Genomic DNA, 20,190 nt, shown 5'->3' with positions numbered 1-20,190 from the left:
GCAGCTGGCCCGACCGGCCGTGACTGAGGCAGCTCCGCACGACACAGCAGGTTCATGCTGGCTCGCAACGCTGCCCCACCACCCTGCGGCCCATTTGGCGGCCGGCGACTTCAGCGCCTACGCCCGATATCGCTGCTGGCAACGCAGGTCTGTATCGGGTTCGAGGCGCTGCCCACACCTTGCGCCTCACTCGATGGTCAGCGGCCCCACCATTCCTGCCTGGTAATGCCCCGGTACGTTGCAGGCGAACTCGATGGGCGTCGAGGCGCTGAAGGTCCAGGTCAACTCTGCACGTTGGCCTGGCTGCACCAGTACGGTATTACCCGCACCATGCGCATGGGCGCCATGGCCATGCTGCATGGCGTCGTGGCCGCCGCCTTGCTGGCCGGCCCCGGAGAAGGTCTGCGCCTGCATCGCCAGCATCTCTTTCTGATGTTCGACGTGCATGGCCTTGTCGCCCAGGTTGAATTCGTGGGGCAGTTTGCCTTGGTTGATCAGCACGAAGCGCACGGTCTCACCTGCCTTGACCTGCAGGCTGGAAGGTTCGAAGGCGATGTCCTTGAGCAGCACCTCGACGGTGCGGTCGGCCTGGGCGGCCGGCGCCGGTTGGCCGAAGGCGAAGGTATCGGCCAGGGCTGGCAAGCTGAGCAACGACAGAGCAGCGGTGAGCAACAGCGGTTTCATGGGTACTCCAATGACGGCGGAACGCGATGCTGCCACCCTACCCGCCCGACGCTGGCGGGCACCTGACACGCAGATTACAAAGCTGTCAGCTTGGCCGCGCCGCGCCCGCCTGACGTATCCTTGCCCCGCCGCGACTGCCCCGGGAAACCCTGCGCCATGAAACTATTGATCGTCGAAGACCAGGCCAAGACCGGCCAGTACCTGTGCCAGGGCCTACGCGAAGCGGGCTTCGCCACCGAGCTTGCCAGCGACGGCGACACTGGCCTGCACCTAGCGCTGACCGGCGACTACGACCTTTTGCTGCTCGACGTGATGCTGCCAGGGCGCGATGGCTGGCAGATCGTGCAGCGCGTGCGCGAGGCCCGCCTCGATACGCCGGTGCTGTTCCTCACCGCCCGCGACAACGTGCAGGACCGCGTGCGCGGTCTGGAACTAGGCGCCGACGATTACCTGGTCAAGCCCTTCGCCTTCGCCGAGCTGCTGGCGCGGGTGCGCAGCCTGCTGCGCCGTGGCGGTGGCGCTACCCAAGACACTTCCCTGAGCGTCGCCGACCTGCGCCTGGACCTGATCCGCCGCCGGGTCGAGCGCGCCGACCGACGCCTCGACCTCACCGCCAAGGAATTCGCCCTGCTGGAACTGCTCCTGCGCCGCCAGGGCGAGGTGCTGCCCAAGTCGCTGATCGCCTCGCAGGTGTGGGACATGAACTTCGACAGCGACACCAACGTCATCGAAGTGGCGATCCGTCGCTTGCGCTTGAAGATCGACGACGCCCACGCCACCAAGCTGATCCACACCGTCCGCGGCATGGGCTACGTGCTCGAGGAGCGCCTGGAATGAAGCTGCGCCTGTCGCTCGGCACGCGCCTTGGGTTGCTGTTCGCCGCCTGCACCGCCACGGTGTCGTTGATCGCCGGGCTGTCGTTCAGCCAGGCCAGCGCCGGCCACTTCATCGAACTCGACCAGCAGTTGCTGGCGGGGCGATTGTCGCAGTGGCGCCAGCAACTGTCGGGCCTGCAAACGGCCGGCGACCTGCCCGCGCGCCTGACCGAGCTGCGTGCCGAGCTGGGCCATCAGGCCGACCTGGCGCTGCGCATTCGCAGCGTGCAGGGCGACACTTGGTTCGTCAGCCGCGCCGGTCTGCCGCCGGCGCCTGCGGGTCCGGGCCTGGCCACCCAGCATGCGAGCGGGGTCGACTATCGCAGCCTGGAAGCGCCGCTGCGCAGCGAAGATCCGCAATCGCCGCGCCTGACCCTGTACCTGGACATCACTCACCACCAGCACTTTCTGCAACGCATGCAGCAGTTGATCTGGCTGACCGTCGGCCTCTCGGCCCTGGCCACGGCGCTGCTCGGCGCCTGGGCGGTGCGCCGCGGCCTGCGACCGCTGCGGCAGATGGGCAAGGTGGCCGCCAGCGTGTCGGCGCGCTCGCTGACCACGCGCCTGCCGGCCCACGCGCTGCCGGACGAGCTGGCCGAGCTGGCCACCGCGGTCAACGCCATGCTGCAGCGCCTGGACGACGCTTTCCAACGCCTGTCGGCGTTCTCCGCCGACATCGCCCACGAGCTGCGCACGCCCCTGTCGAACCTGCTCACCCACACCCAGGTCACCCTCACCCGCCCGCGCAGCCTGGAGCAGTATCGCGAGGCGTTGCACGGCAACCTCGACGAATTGCAGCGCATGGCGCAGATGGTCAACGACATGCTGTTCCTGGCCAAGGCCGACCATGGCCTGCTGGTGCCGGGGCAGCAGCCGTTGCGACTGGAAGACGAGGTCGATGCCCTGCTGGAGTACTACGCGGTGCTGGCCGAGGACGCCGGCGTGCACCTGGGCCGCGAGGGCCAGGCAGCGCTGGACGGGGACCGCCAGATGCTGCGCCGGGCGTTGTCCAACCTGCTCGACAATGCCCTGCGCTTCACCCCCGCAGGTGGCGAAATCCGTGTGACCCTGGCGCCCGGCGTGCGCTTGTGCGTCGCCAATACCGGGCCGGGCGTCGCGCCTGAGGTGCTGCCGCGCCTGTTCGATCGCTTCTACCGCGCCGATGCCGCGCGCAGCGACGGGGGGCGCGAACATGCCGGGCTGGGGCTGGCCATCACCCGGTCGATCGTGCAGGCCCACGGTGGGCGTATCTGGATGGAGAGCGAGGCAGGCTGGACCCACGTGAACATCGAGCTGCCGGTATAGGCGCGGCCGGTTCGGTGTTTCGAGCCATCGCGATGCGCGACAACGCCGTTTTTGGATGCAGGTGTTGGGTGATTTTTGTTGGAAAGTGCTAGGGCCCATTGGGGCGGCGTTGCCGCCCATCGCGGCTGAAGCCGCTCCCACAGAGTTCGGTGTTGGAACGACTTTAGTCGCGATGGCCGGCAACGCCGGCCAACAGTCACAGCCCTTTAGGCCTGGCATCAACGCGGGCCTGAATCAGGGCTACTGGCCAGTGTTCGGTGTTCGGTGTTCGGTGTTCGGTGTTCGGTGTTCGGTGTTCGGTGTTCGGTGTTCGGTGTTCGGTGTTGGAGCGGCTTTAGCCGCGATGGGCGGCACCGCCGCCCCAACAGCCACAATCCCCCGGGCCCGGCACCAGCGCATTGCCCAAGTCAAGACCAGTGATAGGCGAAAGACCGTAGGCACCTACACCGGCACCCGCACCCACCCTTCCATCAGCACCCGTGCGCTGCGGCTCATCAGGGCCTTGGTCACGGTCCACTGTCCGTCCACCTGCCGCGCTTCGGCCCCCACGCGCAAGCTGCCGGACGGATGGCCGAAGCGGACCGCGCTGCGCACGCCGCCCCCTGCCGCCCGATTGACCAGCGTGCCGGGAATCGCCGCTGCCGTGCCGATGGCCACCGCTGCGGTGCCCATCATGGCGTGGTGCAGTTTACCCATGGACAAGGCCCGCACCAGCAGGTCGATGTCTTCGGCCTGTACGGCTTTGCCGCTGGACGCCGTATAACTCGCAGGAGGTGCAACGAAAGCCACCTTGGGCGTGTGCTGACGGTTCGCGGCCTCCTCCAGCTGGCCGATCAGCCCCATGCGCAAGGCGCCGTGGGCGCGCAAGGTTTCGAAGCGCGCCAGCGCGGCAGGGTCGCCGTTGATCGCGTCCTGCAGTTCGCTGCCGGTGTAGCCGAGGTCGGCGGCGTTGACGAAGATGGTCGGAATGCCGGCGTCGATCAGCGTCGCCTGCAGGCTGCCTATGCCTGGCACTTCAAGGGTGTCGACCAGATTGCCGGTCGGGAACATCGCTCCGCCCTCGCCTTCTTCGTCGGCCGCCGGGTCGAGAAACTCCAGTTGCACTTCGGCCGCCGGGAACGTCACACCGTCGAGTTCGAAGTCGCCGGTTTCCTGCACCTCGCCCGCGCTGATCGGCACATGGGCGACGATGGTCTTGCCGATGTTGGCCTGCCAGATGCGCACGATGGCCACGCCATCCTGGGGAATGCGCGCCGCTTCGACGAAACCGCTGGCGATGGCGAACGCGCCGACCGCCGCCGACAGATTCCCGCAATTGCCGCTCCAGTCGACGAACGCCCGGTCGATGGCCACCTGGCCGAACAGGTAGTCGACATCGTGGCCTTCGCGCTGGCTGGGCGCCAGGATCACCGCCTTGCTGGTGCTGGACGTGGCACCGCCCATGCCGTCGATCTGCTTGCCGTAAGGGTCGGGGCTGCCGATGACGCGCAGCAGCAAGGCGTCGCGCGCGGCGCCAGGCACCCGCGCAGCTTCCGGCAGGTCGGCCAGGCGGAAGAACACGCCCTTGCTGGTGCCGCCACGCATGTAGGTGGCGGCGATCTTAAGTTGTGCTGCATGTGCCATGGTGGATTCCTGTGGGCCAGCGCTGCCGTAGGGGCGCTGGCAGGTTGAGTCATGCGGAGGCTGGCAACCCTGGACCAAGCGGAGCTACAGCCTGCCGGCGTATCAGATCGGGATTGCCAATCGATCGACCCCGTTGTGGCGACGGGCCAATCGCGTCAGGCACCGTTCTGCCAAATCCTGAGCGACACACCAACCTATCGCCGGCCCGCCTGACCACTGGTTGTCTACGGCCAGCCCTGCGGGGACACAGGGCCGACCCGTCGAATCAGACAGCCGCCTCCAGGAAATCCTGGGCAAAGCGCTGCAGTACGCCACCGGCCTCGTAGATCGACGCTTCCTCGCCGGTGTCCAACCGGCAGGTCACCGGCACTTCCACGCGCTCGCCGTCGCGCCGGGTGATGACCAACGTCAGGGTGGCGCGCGGCGTGCGCGGGCCGACCACGTCGTAGGTTTCGCTGCCGTCGAGCGCCAGGGTGTGGCGGGTGGTGCCGGGGTGGAACTCCAGCGGCAGCACGCCCATGCCCACCAGGTTGGTGCGGTGGATGCGCTCGAAACCCTCGGCGACGATGGCTTCCACCCCCGCCAGGCGCACGCCTTTGGCCGCCCAATCGCGGGACGAGCCCTGGCCGTAGTCGCCACCGGCGACGATAATCAGCGGCTGCTTGCGCGCCATGTAGGTTTCGATGGCCTCCCACATGCGCACCACCTGCCCTTCCGGCTCCAGGCGCGCCAACGAGCCCTGGCGCACCTTGCCGTCGGCATCGCGGACCATCTCGTTGAACAGCTTGGGGTTGGCGAAGGTGGCGCGCTGCGCGGTCAGATGGTCGCCGCGGTGGGTGGCGTAAGAGTTGAAGTCTTCTTCCGGCACGCCCATCAGCGCCAGATATTCGCCGGCAGCGCTGTCGCGCATGATCGCGTTGGACGGCGACAGGTGGTCGGTGGTGATGTTGTCCGGCAGCACCGCCAGCGGGCGCATGCCGGTCAGGCTGCGGACGCCGGCCAGGGCGCCTTCCCAATACGGCGGGCGACGGATGTAGGTGCTCATGGGGCGCCAGTCGTAGAGCGGTGGCACCTTCGGCCCGCTGTCCGCCTCAAGGGCGAACATGGGGATGTACACCTGGCGGAACTGCTCGGGCTTGACCGCCGCCTTGACCATGGCATCGACCTCGGCGTCGCTCGGCCAGAGGTCCATCAGGCGAATCTCGCGGCCATCGACCACGCCCAGCACGTCCTTCTCGATATCGAAACGGATGGTGCCGGCCAGGGCATAGGCCACCACCAGCGGCGGCGAGGCGAGGAACGCCTGCTTGGCGTAGGGGTGGATGCGCCCGTCGAAGTTGCGGTTACCCGACAGCACCGCCGTGGCGTACAGGTCCCGGTCGATGATCTCCTGCTGGATCTGCGGGTCGAGAGCGCCGGACATGCCGTTGCAGGTGGTGCAGGCGAAGGCGACGATGCCGAAGCCCAACTGCTCCAGCTCCCGCTCCAGCCCCGCCTCCTGCAAATACAGCTGCACCGCGCGCGAACCCGGCGCCAGCGACGACTTGACCCAGGGCTTGCGCGTCAGCCCGAGGCGGTTGGCGTTGCGCGCCAGCAGGCCGGCGGCGATGACGTTGCGTGGATTGCTGGTGTTGGTGCAACTGGTGATGGCAGCGATGATCACCGCGCCATCGGGCATCTGCCCCGGCACGTCGTCCCAGGCGCCGGCGATGCCACGCGCGGCGAGGTCGCGGGTGGCGACACGGGCGTGGGGGTTGGAGGGGCCGGCCAGGTTGCGCACCACGCTGCCCAGGTCGAAGTCGAGCACGCGCTCGTAGTGGGCGCCCGCCAGATCGTCCGCCCACAGGCCGGCGACCTTGGCGTAGGTCTCCACGAGTTGCACCTGCTGCGCTTCGCGGCCAGTGAGGCGCAGGTAGTCGAGGGTCTGCTCGTCGATTGCGAACATGGCGGCGGTGGCGCCGTATTCGGGGGCCATGTTGGAAATGGTCGCGCGGTCGCCGAGGGTCAATGCGCGGGCGCCCTCGCCGTGGAATTCCAGGTAGGCGCCGACCACCTTCTGCTGGCGCAGGAACTCGGTCAGGGCCAGGACCAGGTCGGTGGCGGTGATGTTGGGCGCCAGGCGACCGCGCAGTTCGACGCCGACGATTTCCGGCAGGCGCATCCACGAGGCGCGGCCGAGCATGACGTTCTCCGCCTCCAGGCCGCCCACGCCGATGGCGATCACGCCCAAGGCGTCGACGTGCGGGGTGTGGCTGTCGGTGCCCACGCAAGTGTCGGGGTAGGCCACGCCTGCGTCGCTGTGGATCACCGGCGACATTTTCTCCAGGTTGATCTGGTGCATGATGCCGTTGCCCGGCGGGATCACTTCGACGTTCTTGAACGCCTGCTTGGTCCAGTCGATGAAGTGGAAGCGGTCTTCGTTGCGGCGGTCTTCGATGGCGCGGTTCTTCTCGAAGGCCTGCGGGTCGTAGCCACCGCATTCCACCGCCAGCGAATGGTCGACGATCAGCTGCACCGGCACCACCGGGTTGACCTGGGCCGGGTCGCCGCCCTTGTCGGCGATGGCGTCGCGCAGGCCGGCCAGGTCCACCAGCGCGGTCTGGCCGAGGATGTCGTGGCACACCACGCGGGCCGGGTACCAGGGAAAGTCGAGGTCGCGCTTGCGCTCGATCAGTTGCCCGAGGCAGGCGTCGAGGGTCGCCGGGTCGCAGCGGCGCACCAGGTTTTCCGCCAGCACCCGCGAGGTGTAGGGCAAACCGGCGTAGGCACCCGGCTGCAAGGCCTCGACGGCCGCGCGCGCATCGAAATAGTCCAGTTCGGTGCCGGGCAAAGGGGTTCGGTAGGCTGTGTTCATATCGTTATGGGCTCTATCACGGTCATCGGGTGCCACCTGCGGCCACCGGGGGCGTTCAGGCCCCCGGTGCAGCATTCAACGCTGGTCGAGCGGCACGTACGGGCGCTGCGCTACCCCGGTGTATTCGGCGCTGGGGCGGATGATGCGGTTGTTCTCGCGTTGCTCGAACACGTGCGCGGCCCAGCCGGTCAGGCGCGAGCAAACGAAGATGGGCGTGAACAGCTTGGTCGGAATGCCCATGAAGTGGTACGCCGAGGCGTGGTAGAAGTCGGCATTGGGGAACAGGCGCTTCTGTTCCCACATGGTCTTGTCGATCGCTTCGGACACCGGATACAGCACGCGGTCGCCCGCCTCTTCGGCGAGCTGGGCGGCCCAGCCCTTGATGACCTCGTTGCGCGGGTCGGACTCTTTGTAGATGGCATGGCCGAAGCCCATGATCTTGTCCTTGCGCTCGAGCATGGCCAACAGCCCGGCGGTGGCCTCCTGCGGGCTGGCGAAGCGTTCGATCAGCTCCATGGCCGCCTCGTTGGCGCCGCCGTGCAGTGGCCCGCGCAGCGAGCCGATGGCGGCGGTGATGCACGAGTACAGGTCCGAGAGGGTCGAGGCGCAAACCCGTGCGGTGAAGGTGGAGGCGTTGAATTCGTGTTCGGCGTAGAGGATCAGCGAGACGTTCATCACCTTGACGTGCAGCTCGCTGGGCGGCTTGCCGTGCAGCAACGCCAGGAAGTGGCCGCCGAGGGTGCTCTGGTCGCTGTCACAGTCGATGCGCACGCCATGGTGGCTGAAGCGGTACCAATAGCAGACGATGGCCGGGAACAGCGCCAGCAGGCGGTCGGTGCGGTCGTGCTGGGCGCCGAAGGTCAGTTCCGGCTCCAGGGTACCGAGCATCGAGCAGCCGGTGCGCATCACATCCATGGGGTGGGTGTCGCGGGGAATGCGTTCGAGTACGTCCTTGAGCGCCTGGGGCAAATTGCGCAGGCCCTTGAGCGTGGTCTTGTATTCGTCCAGCTGGGCGGCGCTGGGCAGTTCGCCATAGAGCAGCAGGTAGGCCACTTCTTCGAATTCGGCATGGGCGGCGAGATCGCGCACGTCGTAGCCGCGGTAGGTCAGCCCGGCGCCGGCCTGGCCCACGGTGGACAGCGCGGTCTGCCCGGCGACCTGGCCACGCAGGCCTGCGCCACTCAATACTTTTGCTTCGGCCATGGTGTTGCTCCTTTTATTGAAATTGTCAGGGAGTCATCGGCTTGTCAGGTGTAGCGGGTGTCAGCTCTTCTCCTGGGAAAAAAGCGCGTCCAGATGTTGCTCGAAGGCGTGGTAGCCGATGGCGTCGTACAGCTCCATGCGTGTCTGCATGGTGTCCAGCACCTGCTGTTGGGTGCCGTCGCGGCGCAGCGCGGCGTAGACGTTTTCGGCGGCCTTGTTCATGGCGCGGAAGGCCGACAGCGGGTACAGCACCAGCGACACGTCGGCCGAGGCCAACTGCTCGGTGGTGAACAGCGGCGTGGCGCCGAATTCGGTGATGTTGGCCAGCACCGGCACGCCGACGCGGTCGACGAAGGTCCGGTACATGGGCAGTTCGGTGATGGCCTCGGGGAAGATCATGTCGGCGCCGGCTTCGACACAGGCGGCGGCGCGGTCCAGCGCGGCGTCCAGGCCTTCGACGGCCAGTGCGTCGGTGCGCGCCATGATCACGAAGCTGTCGTCCAGACGCGCGTCCACGGCGGCCTTGATGCGGTCGACCATCTCCTGCTGCGTGACGATGGCCTTGTTCGGCCGATGGCCGCAGCGCTTGGCGCCCACCTGGTCCTCGATGTGCACCGCAGCGGCGCCGAACTTCTGCATCGAACGCACGGTGCGCGCCACGTTGAAGGCCGAGGCGCCGAAGCCGGTGTCGATGTCCACCAGCAGCGGCAAATCGCAGACGTCGGTGATGCGCCGCACGTCGGTCAGCACATCGTCCAGGCCGCTGATGCCCAGATCCGGCAGGCCCAGCGAGCCGGCCGCCACGCCGCCGCCTGACAGGTAGACGGCTTTGAAGCCGGCGCGCTTGGCCAGCAGGGCATGGTTGGCGTTGATGGTGCCGACTACTTGCAGGGGATGCTCGGCGGCGACTGCGTCGCGAAAGCGTTGGCCGGGGGTACGTGTGCTGCTCATTGATCACCTCGGGTACTGGAAGACTCGGCGGCCAGGGCATGGCGCTCGATGTTGCGGCGCGATGCGCCGATGTGGCGGCGCATCAACAGCTCGGCCAGTTCGCCGTCGCCGGCTTCGATGGCATCGAGAATGCGGTGGTGTTCGGCGAAGGCCTGATGCGGGCGGTTGGGCGTGGTGGAGAACTGGATGCGGTACATGCGCACCAGTTGGTACAGCTCGCCGCAGAGCATCTGTACTAAGGTCTGGTTGCCGCTGCCGTGGATGATCCGGTAGTGGAAATCGTAGTCGCCTTCCTGCTGGTAGTAGCCCAGCCCCGCCTGGAACGCGGCGTCCTGCTCGTGGGTGTCGAGCACCTGGCGCAGGGCCTGGATCTGCTCGGCGCTCATGCGTTCGGCGGCCAGCCGGCAGGCCATGCCTTCCAGGGACTCGCGAATCTGGTACAGCTCGATCAGCTCCTGGGTGCTCAGCGACACCACGCGGGCACCGACATGCGGCACGCGCACCACCAGACGCTGGCCTTCGAGGCGGTGGATGGCTTCGCGCAACGGGCCTCGGCTGATGCCGTAGGTGCGGGCCAGTTCGGGTTCGGAGATCTTGCTGCCGGGGGCGATGTCGCCCTGGATGATTGCAGTTTGGATACGCCGGAACACGTGCTCGGAGAGGGTTTCGCCCTCGTCGACGGTGGTCTGCGCGGATACGGCGGTCGCTTGCATTATTGTCGACACCTTGAAAGCTGTTAACGGCAAAGCTAGCCATTAACTAGCCAATGGTCAATGTAAAAAACCGGGATTGTCGACAATCACATTCAAGAGAAACTCCCTTCCCGCTTCGCTGTCAGAACGCCGCCCGCTGGCGTCCACACCTCGGCGTGGTAGACTGCCGCGCCGCTTGGCGGTGCAGGCCCAGCCTGCCTGCCGCGCCTCGAGCGCGATGGCAGCTGAACGAGGATGCGCAGGCAGCCGCTGCACGCCGTCCGCCTCAACTTCGCACCGTACTGCGCCAGGATTATGAAACCCACACCCGTTCTATCGCTGCTCTGCCTGCTTCTGCTGCCCGCCTTCGTCCAGGCGGCGGACAAGACCGTGTACGGTCTGAACGAGTACGCCCGCCTGGGCGGTCTCGATCTGGAAGTGGCCGCCAAGCTCGACACTGGCGCCAAGACCGCCTCGCTCAGCGCTCGCGACATCAAGCGCTTCAAGCGCGACGGTGAAAGTTGGGTACGTTTCTACCTGGGCATCGACAGCGCGCACAAACACCCCATCGAGCGCCCCTTGGCCAGAGTCAGCAAAATCAAGCGCCGCGCCGGCGACTATGACGGCGAATCGGGCAAGGCCTACACTGCACGTCCGGTCATCGAACTCGAGATCTGCATGGGCCGCACGCAGCGCACCATCGAGGTCAACCTCACCGACCGCAGCGCGTTCCAGTTTCCCCTGTTGATCGGCTCCGAGGCGCTCAAGCACTTCAGCGCCGTGGTCGATCCAAGCCTTAAATACGCGGCCGGCAAACCTGCCTGTGCCCCCGAAGCTCCTACCGCAGAGTAATTCCGATGCGTTCTCTTACCCTTCACCTGAAAGTCCTCATCACCGTCCTGGTGCTGCTGGGCATCATGGTCACGGCCTATCAGATTTTCTTCCTCGGCATTCCGGTGACCGAAGACGAGACCGACGACCTGTGGAACATCGACGCCAAGGTCGAGTTCGTGGCCAGCTCCAAGGACCCGGTCAAGGTGCAGATGTTCGTGCCGCCGCTCAATCGCGATTACGTCAGCCTCAACGAGAGCTTCATCTCCAACAACTATGGCGTGAGCGTCAACCGCGCCGACGGCAACCGCAAGGTGACCTGGTCGGCACGCCGTGCCAGCGGCAACCAGACCCTTTATTACCGTCTGGTGCTGACCAAGCGCTACAGCGCCGAAAAGGCCAAGATCAAAGGCCCGACCTTCCGCGACAGCCTGGCCGTCGAAGGGCCGGAGAAGGTCGCCGCCGAAGCTTTGATGGCGCCGATCCGCCAGCATTCTGCCGACGTCGAAACCTTCGTCGGCGAGACCATCAAGCGGGTCAACAACCTCAACGACGACAACGTCAAACTGCTGCTGGCCGGCGACACCTCGGCGCTGAACAAGGCCAAGGTCATCGACCTGCTGCTGTCCATCGCCCACGTGCCGATGGAAAAGGTGCACACCATCCGCCTGGTGGCGGACACCCCGCAAACCCCTGAACTGTGGCTGCGCAGCTTCAACGGCAGCGACTGGCTGTACTTCAACCCCGACACCGGCGAACAGGGCCTGCCCAGCGACCGCCTGATGTGGTGGAGCGGCGACGACAACCTGGTCACCGTCGATGGCGGCAAGCGCGCCAACGTCACCTTCAGCCTGAACAACAGCGAGATGAACGCCATCCGCCTGGCCAAGCTGACCGACGAGAACACCGACGCCGACTTCCTCGAATACTCGCTGTACAGCCTGCCGCTGCAAACCCAGCAGACTTTCATGATCATGGTCATGATTCCCATCGGCGTGCTGGTGATCCTGGTGCTGCGCAACCTGATCGGCATCCAGACCCTGGGCACCTTCACCCCGGTGCTGATCGCCCTGGCCTTCCGCGAAACGCAGTTGGGCTTCGGCATCGCGCTGTTCACGGTGATCACCGCGCTGGGCCTGTCGCTGCGCTCGTACCTGGAGCACCTCAAGCTGCAGATGCTGCCGCGTCTGTCGGTGGTGCTGACCTTCGTCGTGGTGCTGATCGCCGCCATCAGTCTGTTCAGCCACAAGTTGGGCCTCGAGCGCGGGCTGTCCGTGGCGCTGTTCCCAATGGTGATTCTGACCATGACCATCGAGCGGCTGTCGATCACCTGGGAAGAGCGTGGCGGCGGCCATGCCATGAAGGTCGCCATCGGCACGCTGTTCGCTGCGTCCCTGGCGCACCTGCTGATGATGGTGCCGGAGCTGGTGTACTTCGTCTTCACCTTCCCGGCCGTGCTGTTGATCCTGGTGGGCTTCATGCTGGCGATGGGTCGCTACCGCGGCTACCGCCTGACCGAGCTCGTGCGCTTCAAGGCGTTCCTGAAAAAGGCTGACGGCTGATGTTCGGACTGATCAAGACCTGGAAGGCCCTGGAGGCGCGGGGCATCATGGGCATCAACCGGCGCAACGCCGACTATGTGCTCAAGTACAACAAGCGCAGCCTGTACCCGGTGGTGGACGACAAGATCATCACCAAGGAACGGGCCCTGGCCGCTGGCATCCATGTGCCGGAGATGTACGGCATCATCGAGACCGAGAAGCAGATCGACACGCTGCACGAGATCATCGGCGGGCGCAGCGATTTCGTCATCAAGCCGGCGCAGGGCGCCGGTGGCGACGGCATCCTGGTGGTTGCCGACCGCTTCGAGGACCGCTACCGCACGGTGTCGGGCAAGATCATCAGCCACGAAGAGATCGAGCACCAGGTGTCGAGCATCCTCACCGGCTTGTACTCGCTGGGCGGGCACCGCGACCGCGCGCTGATCGAGTACCGCGTCACCCCCGACCAGATCTTCAAGAGCATCAGTTACGAAGGCGTACCGGACATCCGCATCATCGTGCTGATGGGCTACCCGGTGATGGCCATGTTGCGCCTGCCGACCCGGCAGTCCGGCGGCAAGGCCAACCTGCACCAGGGCGCCATCGGCGTGGGCGTGGACCTGGCCACCGGCGTCACCCTGCGCGGCACCTGGCTGAACCGCATCATCAGCAAGCACCCCGACACCACCAACTCGGTCGACGGTGTGCAACTGCCGACCTGGGACGGCTTCATGAAGCTGGCCGCCAGTTGCTACGAGCTGTGCGGCCTGGGCTACATCGGCGTGGACATGGTGCTGGACCAGGACAAAGGCCCGCTGATCCTGGAGCTCAACGCCCGCCCGGGCCTGAACATCCAGATCGCCAACGACTGCGGCCTGACCCAGCGCACCCACGCCATCGAGGCCCACCTCGAAGCCCTGGCCAAGGACGGGGTGAGCGAAGACGCCGAGCAGCGCGTGAAGGTCGCGCAGAACCTGTTCGGGCACGTGCCGGCGTATTGAGCAGGGTCGGGTTCGCCCGGCACTGGCCGCAGTCTCGAAGGGGAACGCGCTCTGGGCGCGGCGCCAGCGCGCCGGGAGCATGTCCAGCGCCTTGGTGCATTGCACAAGTCTCGACAGGCGTGCGTCGAGGGAGGGTGACGTCCAATAGGGACGTCCCGCCCGAATCAACCGCAGCGTCTGACCCCATACTGTCGGCATTCTCCCTGCCTAAGCGTCGCCCCAAGGCTTTTCATATAGAGCCTAGGCGCCCTTCCCACAGCGGACTACAATCGCCCTCCTCGCTTTGCCATCACTGCCCTGACTGATGCCGACCTGTACGCTCCACCCCCTGCCCTATCAGACCGACCCTGCCGTGTATTTCGCCCACGTGCGCGAGGCACCTGGCGCCGTCCTGCTCGACAGCGCCCGACCAGGCGCCGAGCGCGGCCGCTTCGACCTGCTCAGCGCCTGGCCGCTGCAACAGCTGCAAGCGCCTGCCGACGAACCCGGCACGGCGTACCTGCGGCGCCTGCGCGAGGCCTTGCGTGGCTTGGGCGAGGCGACCCTGCCCGCGGGCTGCGAGCTGCCCTTCGCGGGCGGGCTGATCGGCTACCTGAGCTACGACTTCGGCCGCCGCCTGGAGCCACTGCCCGCCTGCGCCGTGGACGACCTCGGCCTTCCCGATGCGCACCTGGGCCTGTATGGCTGGGCACTGATCAGCGACCACCGTTTGCGTACCAGCCAGCTGGTCTTCCACCCCCAGCTCGAAGCGCCCGAGCGCGCTCGCCTGGTGCGCCTGTTCGACACCGGCGCGGCGCCGCAGCATACTGGTTTTCGCCTGCTGGCACCGATGCGTGGCGACCTCGACCGCCAGCAGTACCGCCAGGCCTTCGACCGTGTGCAGACCTACATCCAGGCCGGTGACTGCTACCAGATCAACCTGACGCAACGCTTTCGCGCACCTTGTGCGGGCGATCCCTGGCACGCCTACCAGGCGCTGCGCAGCGCGTGCCCCACGCCGTTCTCGGGTTTCATGCAACTGGCCGATGGCACGGCGCTGTTGAGCTTTTCCCCCGAGCGCTTCATCCAGGTGCGTGGCAAACAGGTGGAAACCCGGCCGATCAAGGGCACCCGCCCGCGCGCCAGCGCCCCGGAGCAAGACGCCGCCAACGCCCGCGAGCTGCTGGCAAGCCCCAAAGACCGCTCGGAAAACTTGATGATCGTCGACCTGCTGCGCAACGACTTGGGACGCAGCTGCGAGATCGGCTCGGTGCGAGTGCCGGAGCTTTTCAGCCTGGAGAGCTATCCCAACGTCCATCACTTGGTGAGCAGCGTCACCGGCCGCCTGGCGCCGGGCAACGATGCCCTGGACCTGATCGCGGGCAGCTTCCCCGGCGGTTCGATCACCGGCGCACCGAAGATTCGCGCCATGCAGATCATCGACGAGCTGGAACCCCATCGCCGGGCGTTGTATTGCGGCTCCCTGCTCTACCTGGACGTGCGCGGCGAGATGGACAGTTCCATCGCCATTCGCAGCGTGCTGATCAAGGACGGCCAGGTCAGTTGCTGGGGCGGCGGCGCGGTGGTGGCCGATTCGGACTGGCAGGCGGAGTACGAGGAATCGATCGCCAAGGTGCGGGTGCTGATGGAGACGTTGCAAGGGTTGTAGCGCCCAAAGGTCGACAATGACTGTTTCGTGCCCTCTCGCACGAATGCCTCGCGATGTGCAGCCAGGCATCCGCTCGCCTCGCCGGTCTGCGGTTTTTTGTTACCATCGACCCACTACGAGCGCCCAGCGCCACTTTCACGATGGAAACCGCCTGATGAGCCAACCTTTCGACGTCGCCGCCCTGGCCGCGACCTATGCCAGCAAGTCCCCGCAAGACATCCTCAAGCTCGCCTTCGAACATTTCGGCGACGACCTGTGGATCTCCTTCAGCGGTGCCGAGGACGTGGTGCTGGTGGACATGGCCTGGAAACTCAACAAGCAGGTCAAGGTATTCAGCCTCGACACCGGGCGCCTGCACCCCGAGACCTACCGCTTCATCGAGCAGGTCCGCGAGCAATACAACCTGCCCATCGAACTGCTCAGCCCGGACCGTGACCGGCTCGACGCCTTCGTCAAGGAAAAGGGCTTGTTCAGCTTCTACCGCGACGGCCATGGCGAATGCTGCGGCATCCGCAAGATCGAACCGCTGCGGCGCAAATTGTCGACCGTGCGCGCCTGGGCCACTGGCCAGCGCCGTGATCAGAGCCCAGGTACCCGTAGCCAAGTGCCGGTGCTGGAAATCGACGGCGCATTTTCCACGCCCGAGCGGCCACTGTATAAATTCAACCCCTTGGCGCAGATGACCAGCGAAGAAGTCTGGGGTTACATCCGCATGCTTGAGCTGCCCTACAACAGCCTGCACGAGCGCGGATTCATCAGCATCGGCTGCGAACCCTGCACCCGCCCGGTCTTGCCACGCCAGCACGAGCGTGAAGGACGGTGGTGGTGGGAAGAGTCCACGCAAAAGGAATGCGGGCTGCACGCCGGCAACCTCATCACCAAGGCTTGACCTTCGTAAGGGTCCGGCGATCACCGGAGCGCCTGGCCGGCGCTCCAAGCCGGCTCAATGCACCGGCAGTTCCACGCCTTCGAACAGTGCCTCGAGCTCCTGCTTGTTATGGCACTGGATAGCCTTGGCCATCACTTCGCGAGTCAGGTGCGGCGCGAACTTCTCGATGAAGTCGCACATGAAACCGCGCAGGAAGGTACCGCGGCGGAAGCCGATCTTGGTGATGCTCGGTTCGAACAGCTCGCTGGCATCGAGCGCCACCAGGTCGCTGTCGAGTTTGGCATCGACCGCCATGCCGGCCACGATACCTACGCCTAGCCCCAAGCGTACGTACGTCTTGATGACGTCGGCGTCGGCGGCGGTGAACACCACTTTGGGAATCAGGCCGCGGTGATTGAACGCTTCGTCGAGCTTCGAACGGCCGGTGAAGCCGAACACATAGGTGACGATAGGGTATTCGGCCAAGGCTTCGAGCGTGAGCTTGGGCAGCTTGGTCAAGGCGTGGCCCTGGGGCACCACCACGCAACGGTTCCACTTGTAGCACGGCATCATGATCAGATCGTTGAACAGCTCCAACGCCTCGGTGGCGATGGCGAAGTCGACGGTACCGTCCGCGGCCATTTCGGCGATCTGCATGGGCGAACCCTGATGCATGTGCAGGGCCACTTCGGGGTACTGCTTGATGAAGTTGCTGATGACCGGAGGCAAGGCATAGCGTGCCTGGGTGTGGGTGGTGGCGATGGACAGCGTGCCCTTTTTCTCGTTGGAGAACTCCTGGGCGATCTGCTTGATGCTTTCGACCTTGCGCAGGATTTCGCCTGCGGTGGTGATGATGCGCTCGCCCGCCGGAGTGACGCGCGTCAGGTGCTTGCCGCTGCGGGCGAAGACTTCGACGCCCAGTTCGTCCTCGAGCAGGCGGATCTGCTTGCTGATGCCGGGCTGCGAGGTATAGAGGCTCTGCGCCGTAGCCGATACGTTGAGGTCGTGGTGCGCCACTTCCCAGATGTAGCGCAGTTGTTGGAGCTTCATAGGTATACCTCGAATCGGCGTAAGTCAGCGGCGAGCGGCACGGGTTATAACTATATGAGTGGTCAAGCAAATAAATCTAGAACTTTTTCGCCCTAGCGACAGGTAAATTTCTGACCGGCATCGTTCAAACTTTCCTACGCCCCAAGTGGGGCGAAAGCGGAACCATATAAACCGGCACCTGGGCCAATTGCAGCAACCGTACGGCCGTGCGGCCAATCGGCACATCCACGCCCGCACCGTGACTGTGGCTGCCGAACACCAGCAGGTCGGCTTGCAGGCACTCGACCTGATCGAGAACCACCTGCGCCGGATCGCCCTGACGCACGCGCACGGCCTTGATGACTGCCAGATCAGCCGCCTCGCCCAGTTCCTCGCGAAAGTTCTCCAGCACCCGTCGTTCGATGTTGGCCAGCACCGCGCTGACACCCTGGCTGTGCAACTGGTCGAGGGTGCGTGCGTCCAGGTAGCTTTGCAGCAAGGATTCGGCGAACTGGCCCATGGGCTCGACGGCATGGACCACATACAGATCGGCATCGAAGGTACGCGCCAGGGCTAGCGCGTGGTGCATGACGAATGGCGCGTACACGCCCAGGTCGCTGGCGTACAGCAGGGAACGGATCATCCGACCTCCTCGGCTGCCAGGCGGCAGCGCAAGGTTGAGCTTAGCAGCGCCTTGCGCGGTCGCAGCGCTTCGTGCAAGCGCCCCGCTGTCGGCCGTGCCAGGCGCCGGCTCAGCCCGCGCGATTGCTGCGATCGATGAACGCCAGGGCCTGGTACAAAGCCTCCATGCGCGGCAACAAGCAACCGGCTTCCCGGGCGCGGGCGAGCGGTTCGCCGTAGATGGCCTGCAACTCAAGAGGGCGCTGCTGGGCGTGGTCGTGGTGCATGCTCGGCCAGTAGTCAGGCATCTGTTCGGTGACCCGCAGCAGATGCGCGGCAAAGCTGTCGTCCAGGTCGTGCCCGCAGGCCTGGGCACCCTGCACGACTTCACGCATCAATGCCTGGATCAAGGCGCGGCTGTCAGGGTCAGCCATCAGCGGCGTGGTACTGGCGCCCAGCAGGACCGACAGGCCATTGTAAGGCACGTTCCACACCAGCTTCTGCCAGCGCGCCAGGCCCAGATCCTCCATCGCCTGGGAGTCCAGACCTGCCGCGTGGAACAATTGCGCGGCGGCTTCGACCACCACCATGGCTTGGTCGCCGCTGGCCGGGCCGCTGTGGTAGCCCACGTTCACCGCCCCCAGCGCCTGGTGTCGAACGAATCCAGGTGCCTGGCGGCTGACGCAGACGAAGCACAATCCGCCCAGCAGGTGCATGTCGTCACGCAGCATCGGGCGAAGTTGCTCTTCGACGCCCAAGCCGTTCTGCAGCAGGATCACCTTGGCACCCGGCGCAGCCGCTTGGGCGATCAGCGGGGCCAGCTCGGCGTTGCTGGTGGCCTTGGCGCCGACCAGCAACCAGTCACAGGGCGGCAAGGCGGCGGCATCCTCATAGGCGCGCACCTTCAGGGTGAAGGTGCCATGCAGGGCGCTGTCGAGGGTCATGCCCTGGTCACGTACGTGGGCATAGTCGCCGCGCAGCAGAAAATGCACGTCGAAGCCGGCACGCGCCAGCATCAGGCCATAAAAGCCACCGATGGCACCGCTGCCGATGATGCCGACGCGTACGGGGGTAGAGGTCATGCGGCGCTCCAGAAGGCTTGTGTCGGGCCACCGATCTTGCCACACACGGTCGCCGAGTTTCGAGGTCCACCCATGCCAAACGCCGGCAGCGCTGCCGACCAATGGGCAAAAACCCCAATAGCCTCGGGGTTTGCCCATTGTCGCAGGCCCCTTTAACGCGCTAAGGTTCTGCCCTTCCCCGTTGCGAACAATCTGCTGCTGGGCCGCACGGGGTCGCTGGCGGCCAGCACCCGTGACCTGACGAGTAACACGATGGCTGATTTACCGATCGATGACTTGAACGTCGCCTCCAACGACACCCTGATCACCCCCGATCAGTTGAAAAAAGAGATTCCCCTCAGCAGCAAGGCCCTGGACACCGTGACCAAGGGTCGCGAAGTGGTGCGCAACATTCTCGACGGCAAGGACCATCGCCTGTTCGTCGTCGTCGGCCCCTGCTCCATCCATGACCTCAAGGCCGCACACGCCTACGCCGAACGCCTGAAGGCGCTGGCCGAGGAAGTGTCCGACACGCTGTACCTGGTCATGCGGGTGTATTTCGAGAAGCCGCGCACCACCGTAGGCTGGAAAGGCCTGATCAACGATCCGTACCTGGACGACTCGTTCAAGATCCAGGACGGCCTGCACATCGGTCGCCAACTGCTGCTGGACCTCGCCGAGCAAGGTCTGCCCACCGCCACCGAAGCGCTGGACCCGATCTCCCCGCAGTACCTGCAAGACCTGATCAGCTGGTCGGCCATCGGCGCACGTACCACCGAATCCCAGACCCACCGGGAAATGGCCTCTGGCCTGTCCTCGGCGGTCGGCTTCAAGAACGGTACCGATGGCGGTCTCACCGTCGCCATCAATGCCCTGCAATCGGTGTCCAAACCCCACCGCTTCCTGGGTATCAACCAGCAAGGCGGCGTGTCGATCGTCACCACCAAGGGCAACGCCTATGGGCATGTGGTGCTGCGCGGCGGCAACGGCAAGCCCAACTACGATTCGGTCAGCGTCGCGCTGTGCGAACAGGATCTGGCCAAGGCCAAGATCAAGCCGAACATCATGGTCGATTGCAGCCATGCCAACTCCAACAAGGACCCGGCACTGCAACCTCTGGTGATGGACAACGTGGCTAACCAGATTCTGGAAGGCAACCAGTCGATCATCGGCCTGATGGTGGAAAGCCACCTGAACTGGGGCGCGCAGTCCATCCCGAAAAACCTCGAAGACCTGCAATACGGCGTGTCGGTGACCGACGCCTGCATCGACTGGGAAACCACCGAGAAAGCCTTGCGCAGCATGCATGCGAAGCTCAAGCACGTGCTGCCTAAACGCAAGCGCAGCTGACACGGATTGCGTGTACGAAAACGCCGGGCGATGCCCGGCGTTTTCAATGGTGG

Annotated in this window: 17 protein-coding genes; 8 read left to right on the top strand and 9 right to left on the bottom strand. The window is 65.5% G+C overall.

Translation table 11 applies throughout. The features are described 5' to 3' along the window. Positions 1-186 precede the first annotated feature (186 nt). Positions 187-684, bottom strand: a complete 498-nt coding sequence (locus ACSMEV_RS11350) for a cupredoxin domain-containing protein (protein ID WP_459205247.1) — start codon at positions 682-684, stop codon at positions 187-189. A 156-nt stretch (positions 685-840) separates the two neighbouring features. On the opposite strand from ACSMEV_RS11350, the gene ACSMEV_RS11345 reads away from it, so the two are divergent. Further along, entirely contained in the window at positions 841-1,521 is a 681-nt protein-coding gene (locus ACSMEV_RS11345; RefSeq protein ID WP_459205246.1) for a heavy metal response regulator transcription factor, read from the top strand. Next, positions 1,518-2,864: a heavy metal sensor histidine kinase gene (locus ACSMEV_RS11340; RefSeq protein ID WP_459205245.1), complete on the top strand. Its 1,347-nt coding sequence runs from the start codon at positions 1,518-1,520 to the stop codon at positions 2,862-2,864. The genes ACSMEV_RS11345 and ACSMEV_RS11340 overlap by 4 nt, the downstream gene beginning before the upstream one ends. Positions 2,865-3,305: 441 nt before the next feature. On the opposite strand, the gene prpF is transcribed toward ACSMEV_RS11340, so the two are convergent. The 5 genes from prpF to ACSMEV_RS11315 form a co-directional block, all read right to left on the bottom strand. Further along, on the bottom strand, positions 3,306-4,487 hold the full coding sequence (gene prpF, locus ACSMEV_RS11335; RefSeq protein WP_459205244.1) for a 2-methylaconitate cis-trans isomerase PrpF: 1,182 nt from the start codon (positions 4,485-4,487) through the stop codon (positions 3,306-3,308). Positions 4,488-4,752: 265 nt separating this feature from the next. Then, positions 4,753-7,341, bottom strand: a complete 2,589-nt coding sequence (gene acnD, locus ACSMEV_RS11330; RefSeq protein WP_459205243.1) for a Fe/S-dependent 2-methylisocitrate dehydratase AcnD — start codon at positions 7,339-7,341, stop codon at positions 4,753-4,755. A gap of 75 nt (positions 7,342-7,416) precedes the next feature. Beyond that, the gene (prpC, locus tag ACSMEV_RS11325) at positions 7,417-8,544 is read right to left on the bottom strand and encodes a bifunctional 2-methylcitrate synthase/citrate synthase (RefSeq protein WP_459205242.1); all 1,128 of its coding nucleotides are present in this window, start codon (positions 8,542-8,544) and stop codon (positions 7,417-7,419) included. A gap of 60 nt (positions 8,545-8,604) precedes the next feature. After that, positions 8,605-9,495 (bottom strand): methylisocitrate lyase, encoded by an 891-nt coding sequence (gene prpB, locus ACSMEV_RS11320; RefSeq protein WP_459205241.1) that lies wholly within the window; start codon positions 9,493-9,495, stop codon positions 8,605-8,607. Next, positions 9,492-10,208 (bottom strand): GntR family transcriptional regulator, encoded by a 717-nt coding sequence (locus ACSMEV_RS11315; protein WP_459205240.1) that lies wholly within the window; start codon positions 10,206-10,208, stop codon positions 9,492-9,494. The genes prpB and ACSMEV_RS11315 overlap by 4 nt, the downstream gene beginning before the upstream one ends. 294 nt (positions 10,209-10,502) lie before the next feature. On the opposite strand from ACSMEV_RS11315, the gene rloA reads away from it, so the two are divergent. From rloA to ACSMEV_RS11290, 5 genes are all read left to right on the top strand, one after another. After that, positions 10,503-11,039, top strand: a complete 537-nt coding sequence (gene rloA, locus ACSMEV_RS11310; protein ID WP_459205239.1) for a retropepsin-like aspartic peptidase RloA — start codon at positions 10,503-10,505, stop codon at positions 11,037-11,039. 5 nt (positions 11,040-11,044) lie between these two features. Beyond that, a complete protein-coding gene (gene rloB, locus ACSMEV_RS11305; protein WP_459205238.1) occupies positions 11,045-12,580 on the top strand; it encodes an osmotic stress tolerance membrane protein RloB in 1,536 nt (511 codons plus the stop codon). Next, positions 12,580-13,560: an alpha-L-glutamate ligase-like protein gene (locus ACSMEV_RS11300; protein WP_459205237.1), complete on the top strand. Its 981-nt coding sequence runs from the start codon at positions 12,580-12,582 to the stop codon at positions 13,558-13,560. Before rloB ends, ACSMEV_RS11300 begins: the two co-directional genes overlap by 1 nt. A 304-nt stretch (positions 13,561-13,864) precedes the next feature. After that, a complete protein-coding gene (gene pabB / locus ACSMEV_RS11295; RefSeq protein WP_459205236.1) occupies positions 13,865-15,208 on the top strand; it encodes an aminodeoxychorismate synthase component I in 1,344 nt (447 codons plus the stop codon). Positions 15,209-15,362: 154 nt separating this feature from the next. Beyond that, complete coding sequence (locus ACSMEV_RS11290) at positions 15,363-16,097, top strand: phosphoadenylyl-sulfate reductase (RefSeq protein WP_459205235.1); 735 nt, start codon at positions 15,363-15,365, stop codon at positions 16,095-16,097. A gap of 54 nt (positions 16,098-16,151) precedes the next feature. Here the strand turns inward: ACSMEV_RS11290 and cysB are convergent, their stop codons facing one another. From cysB to ACSMEV_RS11275, 3 genes are all read right to left on the bottom strand, one after another. Further along, positions 16,152-17,126: an HTH-type transcriptional regulator CysB gene (gene cysB, locus ACSMEV_RS11285; RefSeq protein WP_459205234.1), complete on the bottom strand. Its 975-nt coding sequence runs from the start codon at positions 17,124-17,126 to the stop codon at positions 16,152-16,154. 124 nt (positions 17,127-17,250) lie between these two features. After that, positions 17,251-17,748, bottom strand: a complete 498-nt coding sequence (locus ACSMEV_RS11280; RefSeq protein ID WP_459205233.1) for a universal stress protein — start codon at positions 17,746-17,748, stop codon at positions 17,251-17,253. A 109-nt stretch (positions 17,749-17,857) separates the two neighbouring features. Next, positions 17,858-18,808, bottom strand: a complete 951-nt coding sequence (locus ACSMEV_RS11275) for a putative 2-dehydropantoate 2-reductase (protein WP_459205232.1) — start codon at positions 18,806-18,808, stop codon at positions 17,858-17,860. A gap of 252 nt (positions 18,809-19,060) precedes the next feature. Between ACSMEV_RS11275 and ACSMEV_RS11270 the strand changes: the two genes are divergently transcribed. Beyond that, entirely contained in the window at positions 19,061-20,137 is a 1,077-nt protein-coding gene (locus tag ACSMEV_RS11270; protein WP_459205231.1) for a 3-deoxy-7-phosphoheptulonate synthase, read from the top strand. Positions 20,138-20,190: the final 53 nt, after the last annotated feature.

This window comes from Pseudomonas sp. MLB6B (assembly GCF_054508135.1).
The sequence above is the reverse complement of the archived record's forward strand: the minus strand, read 5'-3'. Positions and strand labels throughout refer to the sequence as shown.